Raw genomic sequence first — 24,327 nt, 5'->3', positions numbered from 1 at the left:
AATGAAGCTGAAGGACTCCGTCTGGCCGCTCATCGGCCTCGCCGCCGTCGTCTTCTCCTGCTGGCTCCTCTATCACGAGCTGCGCGAGCTTTCGCTCGACGCCGTCCTGTCCAGTTTTCAGTCGATCACCGCATGGCAATGGGCGGGCTCGGTCTCGGCCGCGCTCTGCGCCTACGTGATGCTGGCCTTCTACGACCAGCTCGCGCTGAAGCATCTGCGGCGTTCGATCGGCTTCTTCTATGTCGCGGCGACCTCGTTCACGACCTACGCCCTCTCCCACAATATCGGCGCTTCGGTCTTCTCGGGCGGCGTCGTGCGTTACCGCGCCTATACCTGGAAGGGACTGACGGTCGGCGAGGTCGCGGTCCTCATCGCCTTCTGCTCCTTCACCTTCACGCTCGGCGTCCTCGTCGTCGGGGCGGTGACGCTCCTGATCGAACCCTCGATCCTGTCGCGCTACTTCGAGGTCGGAACGTTCGCCCCCCATCTGATCGCTGTGGGCATCGCCGCCTTCGTCGGGCTCTACCTGACCGGCAGCCTGCTCGGGCTGAAGCCGCTGACGATCGGGCGGTTCCGCCTCGAATATCCCCGGCGCAGCATCATCGGACGACAGATCCTCGTTGCGCCCGCCGAGATCGTCTTCGCCGCCTCGATCATCTATTTCGCGCTGCCGCCCGAGACCAATCCGGGCTTCGTCGTCGTTCTCGCCATCTTCGTCATCTCCTTCTCGCTGGCGCTCATCAGCCATGCGCCCGGCGGCCTTGGGGTTCTGGAGGTCGCATTCCTGTCGGGCCTGCGCGACGTGCCCGAAACGGACGTCCTCGCCGCGCTGATGGTCTTCCGCATCCTCTACCTCCTCGTCCCCTTCGCGATCGCGATCGTCGTCGTTCTCGTCTTCGAACAGGGCGGCGCCCTGAGAGGACGCAAGGCGAAGCCGAAGCTGCCGGGATGAGACGCCCCGGCGCCCGCCCGGTCCGCGACCTCACGCAGCGTTAACCCGGATCGGCGATCTTCCGCCCGCATGTCGTCGACCGCGCGCCGCCCGCGCCCGGCGGCCACGTATCTTGAAGGGCCCGGATGATGACGAGGATCGAGGCGGACGGGCTCGGCGAAAGCGGAACGGCGGGAACGCGCGGCTCGCGCCTTCCCTCTCCGCTCCTGATCCTCGCGCTCGCCGTCGTCACCTGCGTCCTCCTCCTGATGCTGCCGCTGACGCTCCCGGTGGGGGCGATGTACTGGGACCTCGTCGTCTATCTCGACGGAGCGCAGCGCGTGCTCGACGGACAGGTGCCGGCGATCGACTTCTTCGCGCCCGTCGGCCCCATCGGCTACTGGCTGATGGCCGCCGGCCTTACGCTCTTCCCGCAGGGCCAGATGCTGCTCGTCGTCCAGTGGTCGCTGCTGGCCCTGACGGCGCCGCTCATGGCGATGGTCCTGTGGGACGTAGACCGCCGCTCGCGCTCCACCGCGCTGGCGCTTCTCCTGCCGTTCCTGGCGTTCCAGCTGATGCCGATGAACGTGGAGCAGTACTCTGTCTTCCCCTCGGTGGACGGCTACGGCATCTACAACCGCCACGTCGTCAACCTTCTCTACGTGCTGACGGCCGCGCTGGTCTTCGTGCGCTCGCAGGCGATCATGCTGGCGGTGGTCTTCGCCGCCTGCCTGTTCCTCTTTCTCCTGAAGGTCACGGGGTTCCTGTCGGCCGGGCTCCTGTGCCTCTTCGCCCTTCTCGCCGGACGGGTCCGGTTCTCCGCCGCTCTGGCGGCGGCCGCGCTTTTCCTCGCGACGCTTGGTGCCCTGGAGGTGCTGTCCGGCATCGTCTCGGCCTATGTCGCCGACATCCTCGTGCTCGTCGGGCTGAACACGGGCACCCTCGCGCCGCGCTTCCTGCAGGCCGCCTCGATCCATTTCGGCATCTTCGGCTCGGGCTGCCTCCTCGTCCTCGCGCTTCTCGTCCTCGACCGAAAGGCCATGGCCGCGGACCTGCGCGCGATCGGGCGCGGGCCGTTCGCGCAGCGCATGAGCACGGCGCTCGACCGTCCCGTCCTCTGGCTCGGCGTCGGCCTTCTCGCCGGGCTCTTCTTCGAGACGCAGAACACCGGCGGTCAGGCCTTCGTCTTCATCTGGCCGATCCTGCTTCTCGTCGTGTTCGACACGGCGCGCTTCGGTTCGCGCTCCACGATCCTGATCCTGACGCTCGTCGCGGCGACGGCGCTGCCGCCCTTCGTCAACACGACGCACCGCTTCGCGCGGGCGATGATCGGGCAGTTCAACTACGTCGCGCTCGAGCACGAGCATCTGGGCACGCTCGGTTCGGTCTCGCAGCGGCCGGAGGCGATGGAGCGAGGCCGCTGGTCGCTCGACGTCTATGCGGCGCATCCCGAGACGTTCGAGGACTTCTCGGAGAAGCCGATGCTCTCCTCGGTCTCCCTCTACTCCGAGCTCGACTTCCAGATCGCCTGGCTCATGGCGAGTGACGAGGCGGTCGGCGCCATCCTCGACTACGAGGCGGCGAACGGCGTGCGCTTCGACACGATCATGAACCTGAACTTCGGCAATCCCTTCCCCTATCTGCTCGGCCGATCCGGAACGCGGCACATCGCCATCGGGGCCGATCCGTTCCGGGCCGTTCCCGAACCCGACGCGGAAACGCTCGCGGCCGTCGCGGACACCGACCTCATCCTGTACCCGACCTGCCCGATCACGCCGGCCAACAACCGCCTTCGCGAGTTCTACGCCGCCGGCATGGAAGGCCACGAGCCGGTGCGCCTCTCGCGCTGCTGGATCGGCTATGTGAAGCGGTAGAACAACCGCCCGCCCGTCGCTATGTTCGGGGAACGATGACCAAGGGTGCCGCGATGCTGACGCTCGATCTTCCGCAGGATATCCAGAGACGTCTGGAAGAGGCCTCCCGTGAAAGCGGCGAGAGCCTGTCGTCGATCGCCCGGTCCGCCTTCCTCGATTGGCTCGAGGACTACGAGGACGTGATGGAAGCGGAGCGGCGTATGGCCGCTGGCGAAGGCGACCCCGGCGCGCGGATTCCGCTGGAAGAGGTCATTCGGCGACTTGCGCTGGACAATTGATTTCGCGCGCTCGGCTGAGAAGGACCTGAGGCGGATTTCCAAACCCGACCGTGGCAGGATAATCCGCTTTCTACAGGACGGTCTGGCGGCGAGCGACAACCCGCGTGAGGCTGGTGTCGCAATGGTCGGGTCGGCCTTTCGCGGCTATACGCGCTACCGCGTCGGAGACTACCGCATCATCGCAAAGGTAGAGGACGCGACCGTCACCATCTTCATCGTCCGTATCGGCCACCGGCGCGAGGTCTACCGGCCATGACGAAAGGCCCGACGTTGCCGCCGGGCCTTATTCGTTCACGCCGGGCCGTCAGCGCTCAGCTCATCTGGCTTTTGACGAAGTCCTTGACGATCGAGACGATGCCGCGACCCAGAAGATCGTCCAGCGCGTCGCAGAACTGATCGACGTTCTCGCGGCTGCAGATCAGCGGCGGCTCCAGGCGGATGACGTTGCGATTGTATTCGGTGAAGGCCACGAGGCAGTCGTAGTCGCGCAGGAGCAGGGCGCCGACGAAGCCGGAGAGAGAGCCCTTCAGCTTGTCGTCGAGGAGCGCGACCATCGGCCGGAGCGCCAGCGGAAGCGTGCGCGAGAAGTCGTGGAACTCCAGCCCGACCATCAGCCCCTGCCCCCGCACCTCCTTCACGATGGTCGGATATCTGGCGGCGATACCCTGCAGCCGGTCCAGCAGATAGGCGCCGACCTCGGCCGAATTCTCGATCAGCCCCTCGTCATAGAGCGTGTTCATCGCCTCGATGGAGGTGACGCAGCCCTCGCCGATGCCGCCGAAGGTGGCGGCGGCGTGGATCATCGCCGTCTTCGGGGTGCCGTAGGCCTTCATGTAGATATCGCGCCGGGCGATCATGGCGCCCATCGCCGCCTTGCCGCCGCCGAAGCTCTTGGCGAGCGCCGTCACGTCGGGCACGACGCCGTGATGCTCGAAGGCGTAGAAGCGGCCCGAACGGCCGAACCCGCACTGCACCTCGTCGGCGACCCACACGACCTTGTGCTCATCGCAGACCCGGCGCACGCCCTGCCAGTAGGCGGTCGGGGCCGTCACGATCCCGGCGCCGCCCTGGATGGTCTCCAGGACCACGACGCCGATCTCCGGGTCGGAGCGCAGCAGCCGCTCCAGCGAGGCGAGGTCGCCGAAGGGCACCTTGTAGGTGTTGCCGACGAGCTTGAAGTCGCCCTGATAGAGCGTCGAGTCCGTCAGCGACAGAACACCCTTGGTCTTGCCGTGGAAGGAGTTCTCGGCGTGGACGATGCGGCAGTTGGCGCGCCCGCTCGCGCGCTCGGCGACCTTCACTGCCGCTTCCATCGCCTCCGAGCCGGAGGAGCCGAGGAACACCATGTCGAGATCGCCGGGCGAGACGGTCGCCAGATTCTTGGCGAGCGCCGAGGCGTATTGCGACAGGAAGGCGATGGCGATCTCGTGCCGCTTCTCCTCCTGGAAGCGGCGCCGGGCCTCCAGAATGCGCGGGTGGTTGTGGCCGAAGGCGAGCGAGCCGAAGCCGCCGAAGAAGTCGAGGATCCGCCGTCCGTTCTGGTCGATGTAGAACATGCCCTCGGCACGCTCGACCTTCACCTTGTGGAAGCCGAGCAGCTTCATGAAGTGGAACTGGCCGGGGTTGATGTGCGCCTTGAAGAGGTCAGCCATCTCCCCGACGTCCAGGGCCTTGGCGTCCTCGACGCTCAGGAGGCGGGGCTTTTGCGCGGACGGAGCCGTGGCGACAGCGGCAGCGGGGCGATCGAGCATGGGTCCGTTGTCCTTCACTGGGCGGGTTGGGCGAAGGGTGACGCGGCCGATGCGCGGCCCTCCTTCATCGCCCTGTATTCGGAGTAGGCCGCGATCAGCATGTCCTCGTCCCGGTAGCGCGGCACCCAGCCGAGCTCGCGCCGCCCCTTGGAGACGTCGAGGACGCATTCCTCGTCGGCGATGAGATACTGCTCGGGATCCATGATGGGCATGTTGACCCGATCGAGGAGATCGAGTGTGCGCTTCACCGCCCAGGCGGGAGTGGGCAGCAGAATCGATTTCGAGCCGGCATGGCGGATGAGCTCGCCGAGCAGCTGGCGCACCGAGGGCGGATTGAGCGAGCCGAGATTGTAGGCCTCGTTCGGCACGCCCGCCTTCCAGGCGAGGCGCGCGGCCTCCGCGCAGTCGAAGACCGAGATGAACTGGTAGGGGTTGCGTCCCGCGCCGATCATCGGCACCGGCAGGTTGAGGTCGATCAGCCGGAAGAGCTTTTCCAGGATGCCGAGGCGGCCGGGGCCGATGATGAGGCGCGGCCGGAAGAGCGAGACGCGCATGCCGCGCTTGCGCCATTCCTGCGCCAGTATCTCGGTGTCGAGCTTGGAGTGGCCGTACTCGCCGAGCGGCGCCACGGGATGGTTTTCGGTCATCGGCGTCGTCACCGTGTGCCCGTAGACCATGTCCGTCGTGTAGTGGACGAGCCGGGAGGCGCCAACGGCGTCCATGGCCTCCAGGATGTGCTTCGTGCCGTCGTAATTGACCGGGTAGAAGAACGCCCGCCGCTTGGCGCGCACCTGGATCGGCGACAGCATCTTCGCAGACAGATTGTAGACCATGTCGTCGGGGTCGATCGGCACGGTGCGCACGGCGAAGGGGTCCGTCACGTCCACATGCATGTGGCGCGCGGATTCGTAGTGCCCGTGGGGGCCCTTGGCGATGTCGGCGACGACGACCTCCTCACCGTCCGCGACCAGACGCTCGGCCAGATGCCGGCCGACGAAACCGTCGCCTCCGAACAGGATATGCTTCATCTCGGCACCTCATTCTCGGACGGTTCCGCGATCGCCAACGGCCCGACACCCGCTTCCGCACTGCCGCCCCGCGCGATGAGCACGGTGCCGACGCAGATCAGCGCGATGCCGCCGATGCGCCAGGCGTTCAGATCCTCCGACCACAGCACCCAGGCCGCGACGGCGACGACCACATAGGCGAGCGACAGGAAAGGATAGGCGTAGGAGAGCTCCACCTTCGACAGCACGAAGAGATGCGAGGCCATCGAGACGACGAACATCACGAAGCCGAGGAAGATGAAGGGGGTGAAGACGATCTGGAACAGTTTCAGGATCGGGTTGACGCCTGCGAAGCTCAACGAACCGAGCTGCATGACGCCGTATTTCAGCATCACCTGCGCCGCGGCGTTGGTCAGGACCGTGAAGAGAATGAACGGCAGATATTTCGACATGGGTCCGATGACCTTGGTTCGCAGACCCGAAGGTCGGCTCCCGAGCGGGCGTATTCTACTCTAACGAGTAGAGTTTATAGATACGATAAATGACTTAGGACAAATCGTTCCCGCCCTTCGCCGGGTCGCCGAGACAAAGCGCCGTGCGGCGCCAGAAGTCCGAGAGGATCGCCGGGTCGCGCACCGCCTCCACGTCGCGCCACCGTGGGTAGGAGGCGTCGAAGACGGCCGCCGACATGCGTGCGTCCTTGTAGGCGTTGACCGCGCCGCCGGCGGAGACCGCGATCGCGTCGAGATCGTCCAGGAGCCGGGCCGTCGCCTCGCCCCGGTCGGGGAAGTCGAGCGTCAGCGTATAGCCTTCGCGGGCAAAGCCCATGGTCCCCGCGCTGCCGAGCTCGGAGAAGCGCTTGAGAACCGTCAGGAAGGAACCGTGGCCATACCGGGCGGCGCATTCGATCAAGGCCGGCACGGCCCTGCGCGCTTCGCCGAGCGGCACGACGCTCTGGTGCTGGCGCAGGCCGCGCGGACCGTAGAGACGGTTCCAGCCTCCGATCCGGTCGAGCGGATAGAAGAATCCGTCGAAAGGCACGTCCCGGACATGCGTTCCCGCCTTGGCCTTGCGGAAATAGGCCTCGTTGAAGGCCTTCAGCGCCAGCCCGCGCAACGGGCTGACCGGCGGGGTCAGCGGCACGGACGCCAGCGGTGCCCGGGCCTTGCCGTCGAGCGGGCCGCCCGGCGCGTGGTCGCCGCAGATCAGATGGCCGCGCCCCGCATTGCGCCCGGTCGCCAGACTGTCGATCCAGGCCACGGCATATTCGTGACGCTCGTCGGCCGCTTCGGCCAGATCGAAATAGTCCGAAAGGCGGTCGAACCGCGTCGTCGTCTCGCGGATGGTCGTGGAGGAGACCGGCATCAGCTGCAACTCGGCCGTCTCCACGATGCCGGTCATGCCCATGCCGCCGATCGTCGCGGAAAAGAGCGGTTCTTCCGGCGTCAGATCCTGCGGCGGCGCGTCCGAGCGCAGGAGCCGCAGTTCCCGCACCCAGCGGCCGAAGGAGCCGCGCCGGTGATGGTTCTTGCCGTGCACGTCGTTGGCGACGGCCCCGCCGAGCGTGACGAACTGCGTGCCGGGCGTGACGGGCAGGAACCAGCCTTCCGGCGCGACCCGAGCCGTGATCTCGGCCAGAAGCACGCCGGCCTCGGCCCGCAGCACGCCCGTTTCCCGGTCGAAGTCGAGGATGCGGGCGCGGGCGCGCATGTCGACCAGAAGCCCCTCGTCGTTCAGGCAGGAGTCGCCGTAGGAACGGCCGTTGCCGTAGGCGAGAAGTCCGCCGGCCGAGCGGATCGCCGGGAACCCGCCCTCCATCGGGACGGCCGCGCGCCGACGCCCGGCGTTCGGGCTCCCCCAGCTGTCGTAGACGCGATCAGACATAGGCCGCCACGACGAACAACAGCGCTCCGAGCGCGATCATGATCTGCGAGCGCCAGTCGCGCAGGATGAAGACGACCGGATCCTCGTGCATCTCGTTCCGGCGCGCCAGGATCCAGATGCGCACGATGATGTAGAGGACGAGCGGGCAGAGCGGCCACATCAGCCAGGGATGGGCGTAGAGCTGCCTGACATCGGCGGAATCGATGTAGAGCGCCAGGACCAGCACCGAGGCGAAACCGGATGCCATGCCGGCCTGGCTTAGCGTCTCGATGTCGGCATCCACATAGCCGCGCCCGGTCTTGGAGCGATGCGCCCCCGTCCCGAAGTCGACGAGCTCGGTGTAGCGCTTCACCAGCGCCAGCGAGAGGAAGAAGAAGATCGAGAAGGCGAGGAGCCAGAAGGAATCGTCCGCGACGATCGCCGTCGAGCCCGCCACGATCCGGGTCGTGTAGAGGGCCGCGAGGGTCAGGACGTCGATCAGAAGCATGCGCTTGAGGACGACGGAATAGGCCGTCGTGATCGCCAGATAGGCCAGAAGAACGAGCATGAAGGCCGGCGGCAGGAAGAGCGCGGCCAGAAGCGACCCCGCCAGAAGCGCGGCGGCCAGCATGAGCCCGATCGGGATCGGCACCGTGCCGGCCGCGAAGGGCCTTTTGCGCTTTGTCTTGTGTCGCCGGTCGGATTCGAGGTCGAGAAGGTCGTTGACGATGTAGACCGAGGACGCGGCGAAGGAGAAGGACAGGAAGGCGAGAATGGCCGCGGCCGCCATCGAGGCTTCGAGGAACTCTTGGTTCAGCGCGAGCGGGACGAAGACGAGGAGGTTCTTCATCCACTGGTGCGGACGCACGACCTTCAGGCAGCCCCTGGCGAGCGCGTCCTCGGTCTCGATGAGCCGCGCGCCGTGCTCGCGCTGCCACGCCTGAGCGGCCTTGTCGGGGCGCACCACCACCGCCTCGCCGGCCTTTTCGAACAGGCAGACATCGTCTGCCGAATTGCCCCAATAGTCGAAGCCCCCCTCCCCGCAATGCGCGAGGATGGCATCCAGCTTTCGCTCGGCGGAGAGGTTCACGCGCTCGGACGAGGAGAGGACCGCGTCGAAGAGACCGAGATGGTCCGCGATCGTCCGCGCCATGCGTTCGTTCGTCGCGGTGGCCAGCACGATGCGGCGTCCCTTGGCCTTTTCGGCCCGCAGCGCGTCCAGCACCTCGGGCCGGTAGGGCAGCAGAGCCGGATCGAAGCGCACGTTGCGCGCGAGGCAGGCCTTCAACCCCGCCTTTCCCTGTTTCAGCCAGAAGGGCAGCTTCCACAGCGACAGCGGGTCCTGCCGCGCGAGGAGAAACAGCGCCTCCCACAGCATGTCGCTCGCGATCAGCGTGCCGTCGAGGTCGACGTAGATCGGCCTCAGCTTTTCGTCGACGCGAGCGTCCATTCGCAAAGGGCTCCCGGGCGGATCGGAAACGAAGGGCTCCCGTTGCGTCAACCATGCCCGACGCGGGTTAGGCGCAGGTGAATCCTCCATCCGGCACAGCGCCGATCGCTTTCAGCGTTAAGCGTCGCTTACGCCGGGACGTCTCCGCGCGATCGTGCCGGCAAACGAACGGAGACGGGGTCCGCGCTTGATTCCGCGGAGCCCCTCGCGCAAACCTGCGGCCTCAGCGGGAGGACGGACGAACTCATGGCGATCTACTCACTCGACGGCGAACGGCCGGACCTGCCGGAGAGCGGCCGCTACTGGGTCGCCGAAAGCGCGACGGTCGCCGGACGCGTGCGGCTCGGCGAGGATGTCGGGATCTGGTTCGGCGCGGTGATCCGCGGCGACAACGAGTGGATCGAGATCGGCCCGCGCACCAACGTGCAGGACAATTGCACGCTCCACTCCGACAGCGGCTCGCCGCTGACCATCGGCGAGGGCTGCACGCTCGGCCACGGCGCGATCGTCCACGGCTGCACGGTCGCAGACAACGTCCTGATCGGAATGGGCGCGACGGTCCTCAACGGCGCGAAGATCGGCGCCAACTCCATCGTCGGTGCCGGCGCGCTCGTCACCGAGGGCAAGACGTTTCCCGAGAACTCGCTGATCGTCGGCTCGCCCGCCAAGGCCATCCGCACGCTCGACGAGGCGGCCGCCGCCAAGCTGCGGCTTTCGGCGGAGCATTACGCGGCCAACGCCCGGCGCTTCGAAGCCGGTCTGAAGCGCATCGACGACTGAGCAGGTCCCATGATCTTCACGCCGCTCGCCGCCTCGCTGCCGGCCACCGTTCCCTTCGTCGGACCCGAGGCCATCGAGCGGCGGATGGGACGCCCCTTCGCCGCACGGCTGGGGGCCAACGAGAGCGTCTTCGGCCCCTCCCCGCGCGTCGTCGAGGCGATGGCGAAGGCGGCGGCCGAGAGCTGGGCCTATGGCGACCCGGAGCAGGTCGATCTCAAGGCGGCGATCGCGGCCCATCACGGCGTGCGGCCGGAAAACGTCGCCGTCGGGGAAGGCATCGACGGCCTGCTCGGGCTGATCGTCCGGCTGACCATCTCACCGGGCGACAAGGTCGTCACCTCGCTCGGGGCCTATCCGACCTTCAACTTCCATGTCGTCGGCCATGGCGGGACGCTCGACTTCGTGCCCTATCGCGGCGACGACCACGAGGACCCGGACGCGCTTCTGGAGCGCGCGAGGGCTGTGCGGCCGAAGCTCCTCTACTTCGCCAATCCCGACAATCCGACCGGCACCTGGCACGACGCCGCGACCGTGCAAGCCCTGATCGACGGCGTGCCGGACGAGACCCTGCTCGTCCTCGACGAGGCCTATGGCGATCTGGCGCCGCAAGGCACGCTGCCGCCGCTCGATCTCTCGCGGCCGAACGTCCTGCGCTTCCGCACCTTCTCCAAGGCTTACGGCATGGCCGGCGTGCGCGTCGGCTACGCGCTGGGAGCGCCGCAGACGGTGGTCGCCTTCGACAAGGTGCGCAATCATTTCGGCGTCTCGCGCATGGCGCAGGCCGGCGCGATCGCGGCTCTGGCCGACCGCGACCATTTCGTGCGGACCATCGCGGCGATCGAGGAGGCGCGCGAGGCACTCCATGCCATCGCCCGCGACACCGGCCTTCGGCCCGTCCCTTCGGCCACCAACTTCGTCGCGATGGACTGCGGCGGCGACGGGGCCCGTGCGCGGGCCATCCTCGAGGGCGTCCTGTCGCGCGGCGTCTTCATCCGCATGCCGGGCGTTGCGCCGCTCGACCGCATGATCCGGGTGACGGTGGGCCGACCGGCCGATCTCGCTCTCTTCGCCGAGGCGTTGAAGGGGGCGCTGGCGGAGGCCTGAGCCCCGCCGGAGCGCGTCCTTCGGACCATATTGCCAGCTTTCGAGCCGCAGTTTACGTTTACGGCAGTCGGATCGTGGAGGAGACCGGTGCGCATCGCATCGGCGCGACCCGGCTCGGTCTGGGAGGACCCATCACGATGAAATCACTCGTCGCCGCGACGTTGCTGTCCCTTGCCGCCATGACCGGCGCCGCCCTGGCCGACCCGATCGAAGGACAGTGGCGGATGCCGTCCGGCGCGAACGCGACGATCGCCTCCTGCGGCGCCCAGTTCTGCCTGACCTATGTCGACGGCCCGAACGCGGGGCGCACCTTCGGACGCATGACCCCGACGGGCGCGAACCGCTACGAGGGGACCGTCACCGACTACACCCGCGGCGGACGCGAGTTCTCCGGCCGAGGCACGCTGCAGGGCAACACGCTGAACGTTCAGGGCTGCGTGCTCGGCGGACTGATCTGCCGCTCGCAGCAGCTCACACGCAGCTGAAGGCCGGCGCGGAGCGCCGTTTCGCAAGGTCCGGCCATCGGCCGATCAGGGGAGGAAGACAATGATGCTGAAAACCGTCGTCGGCGCCGCGCTGGGCGTCCTCATGCTCGCCGGCTCGGCGAGCGCCGCGGAGCCGATCGCCGGCCAGTGGCGCACGCAGGAAGGCTCGATCGCCGAGATCGCGCCTTGCTCGGCGGGCTTCTGCGTCACCCTTCGCTCCGGGCAGCATCAGGGCAAGCAGATCGGTCAGATGCAGGGCTCGGGCGCGAACTATTCCGGCACCGTGACCGATCCGGCCTCCGGCCGCACCTATCAGGGCCGCGCGACGGTGCAGGGTTCGCAGCTCAGCCTGACCGGCTGCGCCCTTCGCGTCTTCTGCCGCACCCAGACCTGGACGCGCGGCTGAACCGCGCGTCCCCGCCTCGGCCCTATCGGCCGAGGCGGTCGATCGCGTAGACGGCGGTCGTGCCGGACACTTCGTTGCCGACGAGGAGAAGCGGGCGCCCTTCGGCGTCCGGGGACTCGCCCTCGGGGACGAAGGCGAGCCCCTCGGCGCCGAGATCGGTGCGGGTCTGCGCCGCGTCGTCGTCGCCCACCGTGAAGTCGCGGCTGTTCACATAGGTGACGAAGGAGGCCTCGGCCGGCTCGGTGATGTCGTAGACCATCACGCCGCCGACGCGCTCCAGGCCGATGAAGGCGTAGGTGCGCCCGTCGATCTCGCCGAGCGCCACGCCCTCGGGCTCCGGTCCCTTGTTCACCGAGCGCCGCTTGAGCTGGACCTCGCGATGGCGATGGTCGGCGTTGAAGTGCTCGGGGAAGAGTTCGGCGGTGATCTCCTCGAAGTCCGAGCCGGAATCGAAGACCTTCTCCAGCCCGTCCTCGCCGACGCGGAAGAGCGAGAAGGACCGCCCGCCGAAGGTGTAGAGCGCGTCGTAGACGCATTCGGCGGCGACATAGCCGGCGATGTCGTCGTAGCCCGCTTCCTTCGCCTGCGCGGTCGTCAGCGAGGGATCGCAATCGTTGGCGACGCCGAGCGTGGAGGTGACCAGAAGCCCGCCGAGCGCGCCCTTGTCCTGCAGCTCCTCCGCGTTCGGGAAGGCGTCCGGGTCGAGCCGCAGGTCGGAGACCTTGAACTCCTCCAGCCACCAGCCGTCCTCGTCGTAGGCACGGGCATCGCCCTCGTTGGCGGTGACGATGTAGGTCTCGCCGCCCGTCTCGAAGAGGCGGATCGTGTCGGGCATGTGAATGCCGAAGACCGGCCAGTGGCGGATGTCGATCGCGCCTTCGCGCGAGGCGTCGAAGCCCGCGCCCGACCATTCGCCCTCCTCGCGCCAGTCCTTGAAGCCGAGCGGCCAGACATGGCGCACGGTCGCGGAGGGAATGTCGATCACGGCGATCGCGTTGTTTTCCTGCAGCGAGGCGTAGGCGGTGACGTTGTCGGAGGCGACCTCCACCCATTCGGGCTCGAAGTCCTGCGCCGCGCTCGCGCCGGGGCCGAAGATGCGCACGCCCTGCGCCCGCAGCTCGTCCTCGCGGCCGTTGAAGGCGCGGAAGTCGGCCGTGCGCACGTCGTCCTGAACGAGCGAATCGGCGCCGCCCGACACGTCGATGATCGAGATCGAGCCCTCGGGATCGACGGCGTAATCCTCGCGCGGCTCGCCTTCGTTGACGACGAGGACATGGCGGCCGTCCGGCGAGAAGGTCAGAGCGTCGGGCAGCGCCCCGACCTCGACCGAGGAGAGGAAGTTGCCGTCCACGTCGTAGAAGGCGGCGCGGCCGTTGTCGGTCGCGTTCTCCGGCTGGACCGCCACGGCGACGAGCCCGTCATGGACCGCGACGCTGTTCACCTCGGCGCCCAGACCGGCGACCGAGATCGTCGACAGGCGCTGGGGAGAGATCGGGTCGGAAAGGTCGAGCACGTCGACCTCGCCGGAGGCGGCGTTCACCACGAAGGCGCGCTGCGAGGCCGCGTCGAAGGCCACGATCTCGGCGGCCGATTGCTGGAAGACTCCCGTCTCGTGACGTCCGGCGAGAACGAGCTCGATCGCGGAGTCCTCGGCGCTGTGGGCATGGAACTCGGCCCATGCGGGCGTCCCGGCGGACAAGGCGAGAGCGGCGCCGGCGGCGAGACGGGCGGCGAGAACCTTCAGCGTCATGAGATCTCCTCGGATCGACGATGGAAGGCGTCTCCCGGCGCCGGCTTGAAGCGGGCGACGCGGAACCTTCCGGGGCGCCCGGGTCGCTACAGCGATCGCTTATCGGTTTGATGACAGTGGCGCGCGGCTCGCATATCCCCCGTCATCATTAGGACGCGAGGCAAGCGCATGGCGCGTCGGATCGTCCCCTTCGGAGCGTTTTCCCATGCGCCTGCCCCTTCTCGCCCTGCTCGCCGTCCTCGCCTCGACGCCCCTGGCGCAGGCCGAAGGGATCGAAGGCACGTGGACGGTGCAGAACGGGGAGACGGTGACGTTCCGGCCCTGCTCGCAGGGCTTCTGCTCGGTCATCGACACGGGGGAGTATGCGGGCGGCTCCGTTGGCTGGATGGCGCCGGCGGACGGGCGCTACGAGGGCCAGGTCATCGATCCGACGAGCGGCACGGCCTATGAGGGCCATGCCGTCGTGGACGGAAACCGGCTGACGCTGACGGGCTGCGTCGCCAAGATCTTCTGCCGCTCCCAGCACTGGACGCGCTGAGAGCGGCTTTCCTTCGGGCGCGAGACGGACGGTCCGCCGCGCAGCTTCGGTCAGCGCGAGCGCTGGTTGAACAGCACCTTCTGCGCGTCCTTGTCCTTGGCGATGTTCTTGCGGTGCTCGCGGCCGAGCGCGACGCCGCGCTCCACCGCCGGACGGGCGCCGATCGCCTCGAACCAGCGCTTCAGGTTCGGGAAGTCCTCCAGATCCTGTCCCTGGTTCTTGTGCGGAATCACCCAGCCGTAGGAGGCGATGTCGGCGATCGAATACTCGCCCGCCAGATAGTCGCGTCCCTCCAGCCGCTTGTTCATCACTCCGTAGAGGCGGTTCACCTCGTTGGTGTAGCGGTCGATCCCGTATTGGATCTTTTCCGGCGCGTATTGGCGGAAATGGTGCGCCTGACCGGCCATCGGGCCGAGCCCGCCGACCTGCCAGAACAGCCATTCGTCCACGGCCACGCGCGCCCGTTCGTCGCTCGGGTAGAAGCGCCCGAACTTGCGGCCGAGATATTGAAGGATCGCGCCCGACTCGAAGACCGAGATCGGCTCGCCGCCCGGCCCCTCGGGATCGACGATCGCCGGCATCCGGTTGTTCGGCGAGATCGCCAGGAATTCCGGCTTGAACTGCTCGCCGGCGCCGATGTTCACGAAATGCGTCTCGTAGGGAACGCCCAGCTCTTCCAGAAGGATCGAGACCTTCCATCCGTTCGGCGTCGGCCAGTAATGGAGTTCGATCGGCTTGGTCTGGTCGGTCATCGCTGCGGTCCTTCGAGGGTTCGGGCACCCAAGGTAGGGAGCGGGCAGGCCGCCGCCAAGCGAACACGAGTTCGTCATCGCACCGTACATGTGGTAGGGTCCCCCGTGCCCGACGTGGGGAATGATGGCAGCTTCGGGGCAGTTCAGCTTCGGTTCACCTTCGCGTCCTCAGATTCGAACGACAGGAAAAGGGGTCCTTCTCATGTTCGTACGGCTGGCGGTTCTCTCCACACTTTTCGCGCTGTTCGCGGTCAGCTTCTCCGCGATCGTGGAATATGAGGGGCGCAACGCCAACGCCTGGAGCCCGCAGCCGGTTGCGGGCTGCTACGACCAGGGCGCGGTCTGCGCCCCCTCCCCGCGCGGCTGAGAGCCTGGCGGGCAGGCTGTCACGATCCGGCGAATCGGCGCGCGAAGGCCGCGCCGGTCTCTTCCCGCCCCCAGCGCCCATCCTGTATGGGAAGGCATGAACAGCCGCACCTCCCGTACCGCCCATCTCGAACCCATCACACCGCCGCAAGGCGAGCCGCGCGTCTTCGACGACGCGCAAGGCGCGGTGGACGAACTGCGCCGGCTGTACTCGGAGGCCGTGAGCTTCCTGATGGAGCGCTTCGACGAGGTGCTGATCGCGGGCACCTCGCGCTCGCGCTTCCGGGCCTTCTATCCGCAGGTCTCGCTGACGACGCGCGGCCACGCCCGCATCGACAGCCGCACCTCCTACGGTTTCGTGCCCGGCCCCGGCTCCTACGCGACGACCGTGACGCGGCCGGACCTCTTCAGCGACTACCTTCTCCAGCAGATCGACCATCTGATCCGCAATCACGGCCAGCCGATCGAGATCGGCGTCTCGCAGACGCCCATTCCGCTGCACTTCGCCTTCCCGGACGGCTCCTATATCGACGGCGCCATGGCGGAGAAGCTCGACCGCCCGCTGCGCGACATCTTCGACGTGCCGGACCTCGCCGCGACGGACGACCGGATCGTCAACGGCAATTTCGAGCCGCAGCCCGGCGAGCCGCTGCCCCTCGCGCCCTTCACCGCCCAGCGCGTCGACTACTCGCTGCATCGCCTGTCGCACTACACGGCGACGAGCCCGCAGCACTTCCAGAACTTCGTCCTCTTCACGAACTACCAGTTCTACGTGGACGAGTTCTGCATGCTGGCGCACGACTTCATGGAGGATGGCGGGCGCGGCTATACGAGCTTCGTCGAACCCGGCAATCTGACGACGCTGCCCGGCCGAAGCGAACCCGAGCGCGGCATCGCGCCCTCGCGCCTGCCGCAGATGCCGGCCTACCACCTGACGCGCGAGGACCGCTCCGGCATCACGCTGGTCAACATCGGCGTCGGCCCCTCCAACGCCAAGACGATCACCGACCACATCGCGGTGCTGCGCCCCCACGCCTGGCTGATGCTCGGGCACTGCGCGGGCCTTCGCAACACGCAGGCGCTCGGCGACTACGTGCTCGCCCACGCCTATGTGCGCGAGGACCACGTGCTGGACGCCGATCTGCCGGTCTGGGTCCCGATCCCTCCGCTGGCCGAAGTGCAGGTGGCGCTCGAACAGGCCGTGGCGGACGTCACGGGGCTGGAGGGCTACGACCTGAAGCGCATCATGCGCACCGGCACCGTCGCCACCATCGACAACCGCAACTGGGAGCTCCGCGACCAGCGCGAGCCGGTGGAGCGCCTGTCGAAGTCGCGCGCCATCGCACTCGACATGGAATCGGCGACCATCGCGGCCAACGGCTACCGCTTCCGCGTGCCCTATGGCACGCTGCTGTGCGTCTCCGACAAGCCGCTGCACGGCGAGCTCAAGCTGCCGGGCATGGCGACGGAGTTCTACAAGCGGCAGGTCTCGCAGCATCTGGAGATCGGCATGCGCGCCATGCAGAGCCTCGCCGACATGCCGAACGAGAAGCTGCATTCGCGCAAGCTGCGGTCCTTCTTCGAGCCGGCCTTCCAGTAGGCTTCATGACCGAGTCCGACCGTCCGCGCCCGAGCCGTCGGCGCCGCCTGCTGACGCTGGCCGGCATCGGCCTCGTCGCGGCCGTTGCGCTCGGCTTCCTCGGGGCGATCGCGCGGCCCCTCGACAGCTTCTCGCACTTCCGGGCGCATTTCGGCGTCCTCGCGCTTCTTCTGGCGCTGGTTTGCGCGCTTTCTCGACGCCTGCTCCTCGCCGCCGCGCTGGCGGCCGCGAGCGTCGCCGCTCTCGCCTTCTCACTTCCCTGGATGCTGCCCCGGCCGGAGGCCGAGATCGAGGGGCCGCGCTACACCCTCCTCCAGATGAACCTTCGCTGGAACGCCGGCGAGCCGGTGGAGGCGCTGCGGCGCATCGCCGAGACCGACCCCGACATCGTGACGCTGCAGGAGATGACGCCGCAATGGGTGGCGCTCTTCGCGCCGCTGTCCGAGCGCTACCCCCATCAGGTCCATTGCGACGGGGCCGACGGCTTCCACGGTGATTCCGCGCTTCTGTCGAAGCGCCCCTTCGTGCCCGGCGCCCCGACGATCTGCGACGAGCGCAATTCGCTGGCCGCCGCCCGGATCGACCTCAACGGCGTTCCGCTGACCGTCGCTTCGCATCATCAGCTCTGGCCCTGGCCGCGCGGCCAGTGGCAACGGCTCGACCGGCTGCGCGACACGCTGGAGGATCTGCCGCGCCCGATCCTGATGGCCGGAGACTTCAACGCCGTGCCGTGGAGCGCCTTCCTTGCCGAATACGCCGCCGCGACGGGCACCCGCGTCGTGGAGGGCGTCGGCCCGGTCTGGTTCCTGCATCCCCTGCCGCCGGCCTTTGCGCGCTTCGCCGGCCTGCCGCTCGGCAACGTCCTCGCCGCGCCGGCCGTCTCGGTGATCGCGGTGGAGCGGCTGGCCGCCACCACCTCCGATCATCTGCCCGTCCTCGTCACCTTCACCGTAAAAGCGACCGGACGGGACGAGCCGCGGGTCCAGCTCGTGGAGCACTGAGGCACCCCCGATCCGCCGCCCGCCCCTTCGGCCTACCAGAGGTCGGTGCGGTGGCGCGGCGCCGGCCGCTCCTCCCTCACCTCGAAGATCACGACCTCGCGGTACTCCTCGCCGTGCCGGTCGGTGGAGACCACCTCCATGCGGTGGACGCCGAGCGGCAGATCCGCCGGGAGCTCGGCCTGCCAGATGTGCATCGAACGATCCGCGACCATGCCCTGCGGCTGCGGCGCGCCGAAGGTGGAGCGGCCCCGGAAACTCTCATACCCTCGATCGCGCGGCCGGCTTTCGGTGCCCTGATAGGCCGCGCGGCCGACGGTCGCCTGCCGCTTGACCGCGAAGGGGTCCGCGAACTCGGCGCCCGTCCGCACATCCTCGCCCTCTCCCTGCTGCGTGCGCGCGAGCGTCAGGCTCGGCCCGTTCGCGATGCGTGCCTCGACCTCGCTCTCGGCCGAGCCGTGCCAGAAGTTCACCGTCAGGAACACGCCCTCCTCCAGATCGCCGGGGGTCAGGATGCGGGTGTCGGGCAGGTCGTTGACCGTCACCGGCGGCATCGGGTTGCGGCTCGCGGCATCTTCGGCGCGCCACGCCGCGATCTTGTCGAACCAGTCGCGGAAGGCCGGCGTGTTGAAGTCCACCCACTGCGCGCGCTCGCCCAGGCGCGAGCCGAAATAGCGCTCGCGGTAGCCGGTGCCGTCGAACTCCAGCGAGAGCCAGCCCTTCGGCGCGCCGTCGCGCTGGATCGACTGCGCGTCGCCGTCCAGATTGTAGTCGCCCTGCCACCAATTGCCGGAGGTCGCGCCGGCGACGATGTGGCGGAAGGGCAGTTCGGAAACGCCGACGATCTCCCAGGCCGCGAAGTGCTGGCCCGGCGAATGGTTCTCGGTCGAATGGGTGTGGCCGGAGAGCGAAAGCGCCTCGCGCCCGTCCAGCAGCGCGTGAAGTTCGGCCGCGTTGCCGGTCTGGTGGATGCCGCTCGCCGCGTCCGCGAAGGAGACGATCGGCGCATGATGAGCGAGGACCACGAGCTTGTCCTCGTCGGTCTCGGCCAGGAGATGGCCGAGCCACTCGATCTGCGTGTCGGTGATGTGGGCGGTGTAGGCGGGGCGTTCGGATTCGACGCAAGCCTCGCGTCCCTCGTGGCCCTCCGCGTCGTCCGGCCCACAGGGATAGACGATGTTGTCGAGCCCGACGAACAGGACGTCGCCGATCTCGAAGGCGAAATAGGCCGGACCCCAGCGGTTGCGCCAGGAATCCAGCGAATGCGCGTCGTCCGTCGCGTCGAAGTCGAAATCGTGGTTGCCGGCGACCGCCCATTGCGGCAGCCCGGCCGCCGCGCCGACCTCCAGCAGCCGGTCGAGAAGGTCGAGGTCGTCGCCCACGACGTCGCCCAGATAGAGGATGCAGTCCGCCTTGCCCCATTCGCGCGCCGCGATGTCCGCGACCGCGCTGTCGCGATACTGGCTCGTCTCGTGGCCCGAATAGGACTGGCTGTCGCCGAGGACGGCGCAGGCGAAGCTTGTCGCCGCATCAAGCCGGCGCAGCGGGAAATTGACGGCTTCCGGCGCCGCGCCCTTATCCTGCAGGCCGCCGAAGCGAAGGCTCTCGGGCGTTCCGCCCTCCTTGTGGACGTAGGAGAACTGCGGAACGAGCCTTTCGTCGGTCGGCACGCGCCAGCCGGAGGGCTGGACGACGGACAGGTCCATGTCCGGCCGCATCGCGATCTCGTAGCGCCCGTCGGCATCGGTGCGCACGACTTCGAGACCGTTGGAGACGAGCACGCCCTCGATACCGGCCTCCCCTTCCCCGTGCCGGCCGTCGCCGTCCGTGTCGTCGAAGACGACGCCCCGGATCGTGTCGCCGCCACCTTCGCCGCGTACGATCTCCGGCGCCGCGAACCAGGGCTCGGGGGCGGCGAAGGCGGGAGCGGCGGCCAGCATGGCAGCGGCGAGGCCGAGCGGGGAGGAGGAAACGAGAAGCGTAGGCATGGATGGCATCTCCGTTGGAACGGTGGATGCCACCCGGCTACCGGCCGCACGCTACATTCGCGCGAAGCGGGCGTGACGCTTTCGCGACGCCTTTCTTTCGCCGATCAGCCGCCCATCGCGCGCCGGAAGGCCGGTCGCTCCATGTGCGAAGCGAGATAGGACTGGATCGCGGCGCTTTCCTTGATGCGCGGCGCGCCGAACATCCCGCCCCAGGAGAGGCTGGACACCATGTAGAGGTCGGCCGCCGTGAACCCGTCGCCGACGAGGGTCTTGCGGCCGCCCAGCGCGCCTTCGATCGTGTCCAGAACGTCGTCGTAGGAGCCCCAGCCGGGCGCGGTCTTGTCCAGCGGCGGTGCGTCGCGGCGCATCATGCGCTCCACGAGCGCCGGTTCGTAGGCCGAGCCGAGGAAGAACAGCCAGCGATAGTAGGAGCCGCGCTCCGGGGTGCCCGGCGCGGGGGCGAGGCCGGCCTCGGGATACAGGTCTGCGAGATGAGCGAGGATCGCGGGCGTCTCGGTCACGAGCGTGCCGTCGTCGAGAACCAGCGCGGGGATCTTCCCCATGGGGTTCACCGCCAGGATCGTGGGATCGCGCTGCCCGTCCTTCGGGAACTCGACCTGCACGAGCTCGTAGGGCGCGCCGACTTCCTCCAGCATCCAGTGGGCGGTCACCGCGCGGCTGCGCGGGTTGTGGTAGAGTTTCATCGTGGTCGGTCTCCCCTCGTGGCTTCGAAGAAGCGACGAGAGGATGCACTCGTCGCGCGCCCGCGTCGAGGCTCGCAAGGACGTGCCCAACCGTCCGCCCGGCCGGTCCCCGCGATGATCGACGCGACCTTCCATCCTTGCTAGACGCGAATTTTGCCGCACTTACAGGAGTCGCAAGACTCCGGATGTGGAGGGGAGACATGTTCGCGCTCGTCGACGCCGTCAATTACTACGTCTGGGAATTCGTCCTCGTCTACGGGCTCGTCGGCGTCGGGCTCTACTTCACCATCCGCCTGCGCGCGCTCCAGTTCCTCCATTTCGGGGAGATGATCCGCTGCATCCGCGGCGCGCGGGGCACGGACGCGGCCGGTATCTCGCCCTTCCAGGCGATGTGCACCACGCTGGCCTCGCGCGTCGGCACCGGCAACATCGCGGGCGTGGCCGTCGCGCTCTATCTCGGCGGGCCGGGCGCGATCTTCTGGATGTGGGTGGTGGCGCTGGTCGGCATGGCGACGGCCTTCGCCGAATCGACGCTTGCCCAGCTCTACAAGACGGTGAACGAGGACGGGCAGTATCGCGGCGGCCCCGCCTTCTACATCTCCAAGGGGCTCGGCCTGCCCTGGCTCGGCGCGATCTTCTGCGTCTTCCTGATCTTCGCCTTCGGCCTTGTCTTCAACGCCGTTCAGGCGAACTCGATCGCCGAGGCCTTCGAAGGCGCCTACGGCCTGCCTCGCGTGGGGGTCGGCCTTGTCCTGGCGGCCCTGGCGGGGATCGTGATCTTCGGCGGCATCCGCCAGATCGCGCGGGTGGCCGAGCTGACGGTACCCTTCATGGCCGCCGCCTACGTCCTTCTCGCCCTCTTCATCGTGGTCACCAACATCTCGGCCGTGCCGGGCGTCCTGTCCGACATCGTCCTCAGCGCCTTCGGGCTGCGCGAGGCGGCGGGCGGCATCACCGGCGGCGTCATGGCCGCGCTCCTGAACGGGGTGAAGCGCGGCCTCTTCTCCAACGAGGCGGGCATGGGCTCGGCGCCGAACGCGGCCGCCAACGCGACGCCCCATCCGCATCACCCCGCGAGCCAGGGCTTCGTGCAGTCCTTCGCCGTCTTCGTCGACACGATCGTCATTTGCACCGCGACGGCGCTGATGATCCTCCTCGCCGGCATCCTGGAGCCCGGCTCCGGTCTGACGGGAACGCCGCTCACGCAAGCGGCGATGGCCGTCCACATCGGCGACTGGGGCAACGACTTCATCGCCATCGCCATCCTGTTCTTCGCCTACACGTCCATCATCGCGAACTACGCCTATGCGGAGAACGCGATGAACTTCCTGCGGCTCGGCAACCGGCTCGGCCTCACCGCGATCCGCTCGCTCGTGCTCGTCATGGTCGTGTGGGGCTCGGTCCAGCCGGCCGTCACGGTGTTCGAGGTTGCGGACGCCTCGATGGGCCTGATGGCCTCGATCAACCTCGTCGCCATCGTGCTCCTGTCGGGCACGGTCGCGATGCTGACGCGCGACTATCTGCGCCAGCGCGCCAGCGGTCTGGAGCCGCAGTTCGACGTGGCGGACCATCCCGAGCTCGCGAAGAAGGTCAACACGACGATCTGGCAGCGCCGCAACGTCCCGCCCCGGATCGAGGACATCCGCCCTCAGGGCAAGCAAACGGCGTTCTGAGGGGCGTCGGAGGTCCGCGCCCGTCAGGCCCTCATCCCCCTGCCGGGACCTTCTCCCCAAGGGGAGAAGGCGAAGCTTCGACGTGTTGCCGTCAGTTGGAGCGGTTCAGGCAAAGGCGCCCTTCCTCTCCCCTCCGGGGAGAGGGTGGATGCGAGCGCCAGCGAGCAGCCGGGTGAGGGTTTCGTAGGGCTCGAGCATTCCGCCGAAACGCTCGTCAGGCCCTCATCGCCTCCCGGCACTTCTCCCAAGGGGAGAAGGCGGCCGCTCGATCACATCGTCTGGTAGACCGGCCCTTCGCCGCCCTGGGGCGTGACCCAGGTGATGTTGCCGTTCGGGTCCTTGATGTCGCACGTCTTGCAGTGGACGCAGTTCTGCGCGTTGATCTGGTAGCGCGGCTCGGAGCCGCCCTCGCCCTCCAGCCACTCGTAGACGCCTGCCGGGCAGTAGCGCTGCGAGAGGCCGGCGAAGACGTCGTGCTCGGAGCGCTTCTGCAGTTCCATGTCCTTCACCTGAAGGTGGATCGGCTGATCCTCCTCGTGATTGGTGTTGGAGAGGAAGACCGACGCCGTCTTGTCGAAGGTCAGGACGCCGTCGGGCTTCGGATACTCGATCGGCGAGTGCTTGGCCGCCGGCTCGGTCGATTCGGCGTCGGACTTGCCGTGGCCCATCGTCCCGAAGGGCGACCAGCCGGTCAGCTGGTTCAGCCACATGTCGATGCCGCCGAGCGCGACGCCCAGCACCGTGCCGAACTTCGACCAGAGCGGCTTGACGTTGCGGACGCGGAAGAGGTCGCGCCCGATCGGCGAGGAGCGCCAGCCCGCCTCGTAGGCGTCCAGCGTGTCGTGCGCCCGGCCCGCCTTCAGCGCCTCGACGGCGGCTTCCGCAGCCTGCATTCCCGAGGAGATGGCGTTGTGGACGCCCTTGATGCGCGGCACGTTGACGAGCCCCGCCGAGCAGCCGATCAGCGCGCCGCCGGGGAAGGCCAGACGGGGAACCGACTGGTAGCCGCCCTCGGTGATGGCGCGCGCGCCGTAGGCGATCCGCTTGCCGCCCTCGAGCAGCTCGGCGACGTCGGGATGCGTCTTGAACCTCTGGAACTCGCCGAAGGGCGAGAGATAAGGGTTCTTGTAGTTCAGGTGGACGACGAAGCCGACGTAAACCTGATTGTCGGGCAGGTGATAGACGAAGGAGCCGCCGCCCGTCTTCATGTCGAGCGGCCAGCCGAAGGAATGGGTGATCAGGCCCGGCTGGTGCTTTTCGGGCGAGACCTCCCACAGCTCCTTGATGCCGATGCCGAATTTCGGATGGTCGCGCCCCTCCGAGAGGCCGAACCTCTTCGTCACCTGCTTGGCCAGCGAGCCGCGCACCCCCTCGCCGATGAAGGTGTACTTGCCCAGGAGCTCCATGCCGCGCTGGTAGTTCGCGGTGGGCTCGCCATCGCGGCCGATGCCCATGTCGCCGGTCGCGACGCCGATCAGATTGCCGGTCTCGTCGAAGAGAAGCTCCTGCGCGGCGAAGCCCGGATAGATCTCGACGCCCAGCGCCTCGGCCTTCTCGGCCAGCCACTTGGTCACGAGACCGAGCGAGACGACGAAATTGCCGTGATTGTCCATGAGCTTGGGCATCATGACATTCGGCAGGCGGATCTGGCCCTGCGGGCCGTAGAGATAGAAGCGGTCCGCCGTCACGGGCTGCTTGATCGGCGTTTCCTCCGAACGCCATTCGGGCAGGAGCCTGTCGAGCGAGGAGGGGTCGAGCACGCAGCCGGAGAGGATGTGCGCGCCGACCTCGGCGCCCTTCTCCAGGACCACGACGGAGAGGTCCGCGTCGAGCTGCTTCAGCCGGATCGCCGCCGCAAGGCCCGCCGGCCCCGCCCCGACGATCACGACGTCGAACTCCATGCTCTCGCGCGCCGTCTCGCTCATCGCCCTGGCTCCTTCCCGAACTCGCTGTCCCGCCTCTTTAGATGCGTTCCACCGTCCCACGCAAACCCTCGATATAGGCAGGGCGGACGATGCGGCGAACCGCC

The 24,327-nt window shown here is 68.0% G+C and carries 23 protein-coding genes; 13 read left to right on the top strand and 10 right to left on the bottom strand.

Annotated elements, in window-relative coordinates; genetic code table 11:
* The first annotated feature begins 1 nt into the window (after window position 1).
* The 4 genes from AC6R2M_RS05830 to AC6R2M_RS05815 all read left to right on the top strand — a co-directional run bounded on the left by AC6R2M_RS05830 (window position 2) and on the right by AC6R2M_RS05815 (window position 3,339).
* Window positions 2-952: a lysylphosphatidylglycerol synthase domain-containing protein gene (locus tag AC6R2M_RS05830; protein WP_500486390.1), complete on the top strand. Its 951-nt coding sequence runs from the start codon at window positions 2-4 to the stop codon at window positions 950-952.
* A 125-nt stretch (window positions 953-1,077) separates the two neighbouring features.
* A complete protein-coding gene (locus AC6R2M_RS05825) occupies window positions 1,078-2,805 on the top strand; it encodes a hypothetical protein (RefSeq protein ID WP_500486388.1) in 1,728 nt (575 codons plus the stop codon).
* Between the two features lie 35 nt (window positions 2,806-2,840).
* On the top strand, window positions 2,841-3,083 hold the full coding sequence (locus AC6R2M_RS05820; RefSeq protein ID WP_500486386.1) for a hypothetical protein: 243 nt from the start codon (window positions 2,841-2,843) through the stop codon (window positions 3,081-3,083).
* Window positions 3,067-3,339: a type II toxin-antitoxin system RelE family toxin gene (locus AC6R2M_RS05815; protein WP_500486384.1), complete on the top strand. Its 273-nt coding sequence runs from the start codon at window positions 3,067-3,069 to the stop codon at window positions 3,337-3,339. Before AC6R2M_RS05820 ends, AC6R2M_RS05815 begins: the two co-directional genes overlap by 17 nt.
* 55 nt (window positions 3,340-3,394) lie before the next feature.
* On the opposite strand, the gene AC6R2M_RS05810 is transcribed toward AC6R2M_RS05815, so the two are convergent.
* From AC6R2M_RS05810 to AC6R2M_RS05790, 5 genes are all read right to left on the bottom strand, one after another.
* Window positions 3,395-4,834: an aspartate aminotransferase family protein gene (locus AC6R2M_RS05810; RefSeq protein WP_500486382.1), complete on the bottom strand. Its 1,440-nt coding sequence runs from the start codon at window positions 4,832-4,834 to the stop codon at window positions 3,395-3,397.
* Between the two features lie 14 nt (window positions 4,835-4,848).
* A complete protein-coding gene (locus tag AC6R2M_RS05805) occupies window positions 4,849-5,862 on the bottom strand; it encodes an NAD-dependent epimerase/dehydratase family protein (protein ID WP_500486380.1) in 1,014 nt (337 codons plus the stop codon).
* Complete coding sequence (locus tag AC6R2M_RS05800) at window positions 5,859-6,293, bottom strand: DMT family transporter (protein ID WP_500486378.1); 435 nt, start codon at window positions 6,291-6,293, stop codon at window positions 5,859-5,861. The genes AC6R2M_RS05805 and AC6R2M_RS05800 overlap by 4 nt, the downstream gene beginning before the upstream one ends.
* A gap of 94 nt (window positions 6,294-6,387) precedes the next feature.
* A complete protein-coding gene (locus AC6R2M_RS05795) occupies window positions 6,388-7,725 on the bottom strand; it encodes an FAD-binding oxidoreductase (RefSeq protein ID WP_500486376.1) in 1,338 nt (445 codons plus the stop codon).
* A complete protein-coding gene (locus AC6R2M_RS05790) occupies window positions 7,718-9,154 on the bottom strand; it encodes a UbiA family prenyltransferase (RefSeq protein WP_500486374.1) in 1,437 nt (478 codons plus the stop codon). The genes AC6R2M_RS05795 and AC6R2M_RS05790 overlap by 8 nt, the downstream gene beginning before the upstream one ends.
* A 246-nt stretch (window positions 9,155-9,400) precedes the next feature.
* On the opposite strand from AC6R2M_RS05790, the gene AC6R2M_RS05785 reads away from it, so the two are divergent.
* The 4 genes from AC6R2M_RS05785 (at window position 9,401) to AC6R2M_RS05770 (ending at window position 11,929) form a co-directional block, all read left to right on the top strand.
* Window positions 9,401-9,934 (top strand): gamma carbonic anhydrase family protein, encoded by a 534-nt coding sequence (locus AC6R2M_RS05785; RefSeq protein ID WP_500486372.1) that lies wholly within the window; start codon window positions 9,401-9,403, stop codon window positions 9,932-9,934.
* A gap of 9 nt (window positions 9,935-9,943) precedes the next feature.
* Window positions 9,944-11,038 (top strand): pyridoxal phosphate-dependent aminotransferase, encoded by a 1,095-nt coding sequence (locus AC6R2M_RS05780; protein WP_500486370.1) that lies wholly within the window; start codon window positions 9,944-9,946, stop codon window positions 11,036-11,038.
* Between the two features lie 137 nt (window positions 11,039-11,175).
* The gene (locus tag AC6R2M_RS05775; RefSeq protein ID WP_500486368.1) at window positions 11,176-11,523 is read left to right on the top strand and encodes a DUF2147 domain-containing protein; all 348 of its coding nucleotides are present in this window, start codon (window positions 11,176-11,178) and stop codon (window positions 11,521-11,523) included.
* Window positions 11,524-11,584: 61 nt separating this feature from the next.
* The gene (locus AC6R2M_RS05770; protein ID WP_500486366.1) at window positions 11,585-11,929 is read left to right on the top strand and encodes a DUF2147 domain-containing protein; all 345 of its coding nucleotides are present in this window, start codon (window positions 11,585-11,587) and stop codon (window positions 11,927-11,929) included.
* 22 nt (window positions 11,930-11,951) lie between these two features.
* Here AC6R2M_RS05770 and AC6R2M_RS05765 read toward each other — a convergent pair whose 3' ends face one another.
* Window positions 11,952-13,679, bottom strand: a complete 1,728-nt coding sequence (locus AC6R2M_RS05765) for a choice-of-anchor I family protein (protein WP_500486364.1) — start codon at window positions 13,677-13,679, stop codon at window positions 11,952-11,954.
* Window positions 13,680-13,884: 205 nt separating this feature from the next.
* Between AC6R2M_RS05765 and AC6R2M_RS05760 the strand changes: the two genes are divergently transcribed.
* On the top strand, window positions 13,885-14,217 hold the full coding sequence (locus tag AC6R2M_RS05760) for a DUF2147 domain-containing protein (protein WP_500486362.1): 333 nt from the start codon (window positions 13,885-13,887) through the stop codon (window positions 14,215-14,217).
* 50 nt (window positions 14,218-14,267) lie between these two features.
* Here the strand turns inward: AC6R2M_RS05760 and AC6R2M_RS05755 are convergent, their stop codons facing one another.
* Entirely contained in the window at window positions 14,268-14,969 is a 702-nt protein-coding gene (locus AC6R2M_RS05755; RefSeq protein ID WP_500486360.1) for a glutathione S-transferase family protein, read from the bottom strand.
* A 202-nt stretch (window positions 14,970-15,171) separates the two neighbouring features.
* On the opposite strand from AC6R2M_RS05755, the gene AC6R2M_RS05750 reads away from it, so the two are divergent.
* The 3 genes from AC6R2M_RS05750 to AC6R2M_RS05740 all read left to right on the top strand — a co-directional run bounded on the left by AC6R2M_RS05750 (window position 15,172) and on the right by AC6R2M_RS05740 (window position 17,936).
* Window positions 15,172-15,336, top strand: a complete 165-nt coding sequence (locus AC6R2M_RS05750; protein ID WP_500486358.1) for a hypothetical protein — start codon at window positions 15,172-15,174, stop codon at window positions 15,334-15,336.
* A gap of 96 nt (window positions 15,337-15,432) precedes the next feature.
* Entirely contained in the window at window positions 15,433-16,935 is a 1,503-nt protein-coding gene (locus tag AC6R2M_RS05745; RefSeq protein WP_500486356.1) for an AMP nucleosidase, read from the top strand.
* A 5-nt stretch (window positions 16,936-16,940) separates the two neighbouring features.
* Window positions 16,941-17,936 (top strand): endonuclease/exonuclease/phosphatase family protein, encoded by a 996-nt coding sequence (locus AC6R2M_RS05740; protein ID WP_500486354.1) that lies wholly within the window; start codon window positions 16,941-16,943, stop codon window positions 17,934-17,936.
* Window positions 17,937-17,968: 32 nt separating this feature from the next.
* Here the strand turns inward: AC6R2M_RS05740 and AC6R2M_RS05735 are convergent, their stop codons facing one another.
* Window positions 17,969-19,921, bottom strand: a complete 1,953-nt coding sequence (locus AC6R2M_RS05735; protein ID WP_500486352.1) for a calcineurin-like phosphoesterase C-terminal domain-containing protein — start codon at window positions 19,919-19,921, stop codon at window positions 17,969-17,971.
* Window positions 19,922-20,025: 104 nt separating this feature from the next.
* Window positions 20,026-20,625, bottom strand: coding sequence for a glutathione S-transferase family protein (locus tag AC6R2M_RS05730; RefSeq protein ID WP_500486350.1), 600 nt, complete (start codon window positions 20,623-20,625; stop codon window positions 20,026-20,028).
* Between the two features lie 200 nt (window positions 20,626-20,825).
* On the opposite strand from AC6R2M_RS05730, the gene AC6R2M_RS05725 reads away from it, so the two are divergent.
* Window positions 20,826-22,298 carry an alanine/glycine:cation symporter family protein gene (locus AC6R2M_RS05725; protein ID WP_500486348.1) on the top strand — a complete coding sequence of 491 codons (1,473 nt, stop codon included), beginning with the start codon at window positions 20,826-20,828 and terminating at the stop codon, window positions 22,296-22,298.
* 269 nt (window positions 22,299-22,567) lie between these two features.
* Here AC6R2M_RS05725 and AC6R2M_RS05720 read toward each other — a convergent pair whose 3' ends face one another.
* Window positions 22,568-24,223: an electron transfer flavoprotein-ubiquinone oxidoreductase gene (locus AC6R2M_RS05720; protein WP_500486346.1), complete on the bottom strand. Its 1,656-nt coding sequence runs from the start codon at window positions 24,221-24,223 to the stop codon at window positions 22,568-22,570.
* Between the last annotated feature and the right edge of the window lie 104 nt (window positions 24,224-24,327).

Source organism: Aureimonas sp. CAS (genome assembly GCF_059838215.1).
The sequence above is the reverse complement of the archived record's forward strand: the minus strand, read 5'-3'. Positions and strand labels throughout refer to the sequence as shown.

Bases quoted from the DNA above. Each gene is read 5' to 3' on its own strand.
- AC6R2M_RS05830 (WP_500486390.1), top strand. From the start codon at position 2: ATGAAGCTGAAGGACTCCGTCTGGCCGCTCATCGGCCTCGCCGCCGTC.
- AC6R2M_RS05825 (WP_500486388.1), top strand. From the start codon at position 1,078: ATGATGACGAGGATCGAGGCGGACGGGCTCGGCGAAAGCGGAACGGCG.
- AC6R2M_RS05820 (WP_500486386.1), top strand. From the start codon at position 2,841: ATGACCAAGGGTGCCGCGATGCTGACGCTCGATCTTCCGCAGGATATC.
- AC6R2M_RS05810 (WP_500486382.1), bottom strand. From the start codon at position 4,834: ATGCTCGATCGCCCCGCTGCCGCTGTCGCCACGGCTCCGTCCGCGCAA.
- AC6R2M_RS05805 (WP_500486380.1), bottom strand. From the start codon at position 5,862: ATGAAGCATATCCTGTTCGGAGGCGACGGTTTCGTCGGCCGGCATCTG.
- AC6R2M_RS05800 (WP_500486378.1), bottom strand. From the start codon at position 6,293: ATGTCGAAATATCTGCCGTTCATTCTCTTCACGGTCCTGACCAACGCC.
- AC6R2M_RS05795 (WP_500486376.1), bottom strand. From the start codon at position 7,725: ATGTCTGATCGCGTCTACGACAGCTGGGGGAGCCCGAACGCCGGGCGT.
- AC6R2M_RS05790 (WP_500486374.1), bottom strand. From the start codon at position 9,154: ATGGACGCTCGCGTCGACGAAAAGCTGAGGCCGATCTACGTCGACCTC.
- AC6R2M_RS05785 (WP_500486372.1), top strand. From the start codon at position 9,401: ATGGCGATCTACTCACTCGACGGCGAACGGCCGGACCTGCCGGAGAGC.
- AC6R2M_RS05780 (WP_500486370.1), top strand. From the start codon at position 9,944: ATGATCTTCACGCCGCTCGCCGCCTCGCTGCCGGCCACCGTTCCCTTC.
- AC6R2M_RS05775 (WP_500486368.1), top strand. From the start codon at position 11,176: ATGAAATCACTCGTCGCCGCGACGTTGCTGTCCCTTGCCGCCATGACC.
- AC6R2M_RS05770 (WP_500486366.1), top strand. From the start codon at position 11,585: ATGATGCTGAAAACCGTCGTCGGCGCCGCGCTGGGCGTCCTCATGCTC.
- AC6R2M_RS05765 (WP_500486364.1), bottom strand. From the start codon at position 13,679: ATGACGCTGAAGGTTCTCGCCGCCCGTCTCGCCGCCGGCGCCGCTCTC.
- AC6R2M_RS05760 (WP_500486362.1), top strand. From the start codon at position 13,885: ATGCGCCTGCCCCTTCTCGCCCTGCTCGCCGTCCTCGCCTCGACGCCC.
- AC6R2M_RS05755 (WP_500486360.1), bottom strand. From the start codon at position 14,969: ATGACCGACCAGACCAAGCCGATCGAACTCCATTACTGGCCGACGCCG.
- AC6R2M_RS05750 (WP_500486358.1), top strand. From the start codon at position 15,172: ATGTTCGTACGGCTGGCGGTTCTCTCCACACTTTTCGCGCTGTTCGCG.
- AC6R2M_RS05745 (WP_500486356.1), top strand. From the start codon at position 15,433: ATGAACAGCCGCACCTCCCGTACCGCCCATCTCGAACCCATCACACCG.
- AC6R2M_RS05740 (WP_500486354.1), top strand. From the start codon at position 16,941: ATGACCGAGTCCGACCGTCCGCGCCCGAGCCGTCGGCGCCGCCTGCTG.
- AC6R2M_RS05735 (WP_500486352.1), bottom strand. From the start codon at position 19,921: ATGCCTACGCTTCTCGTTTCCTCCTCCCCGCTCGGCCTCGCCGCTGCC.
- AC6R2M_RS05730 (WP_500486350.1), bottom strand. From the start codon at position 20,625: ATGAAACTCTACCACAACCCGCGCAGCCGCGCGGTGACCGCCCACTGG.
- AC6R2M_RS05725 (WP_500486348.1), top strand. From the start codon at position 20,826: ATGTTCGCGCTCGTCGACGCCGTCAATTACTACGTCTGGGAATTCGTC.
- AC6R2M_RS05720 (WP_500486346.1), bottom strand. From the start codon at position 24,223: ATGAGCGAGACGGCGCGCGAGAGCATGGAGTTCGACGTCGTGATCGTC.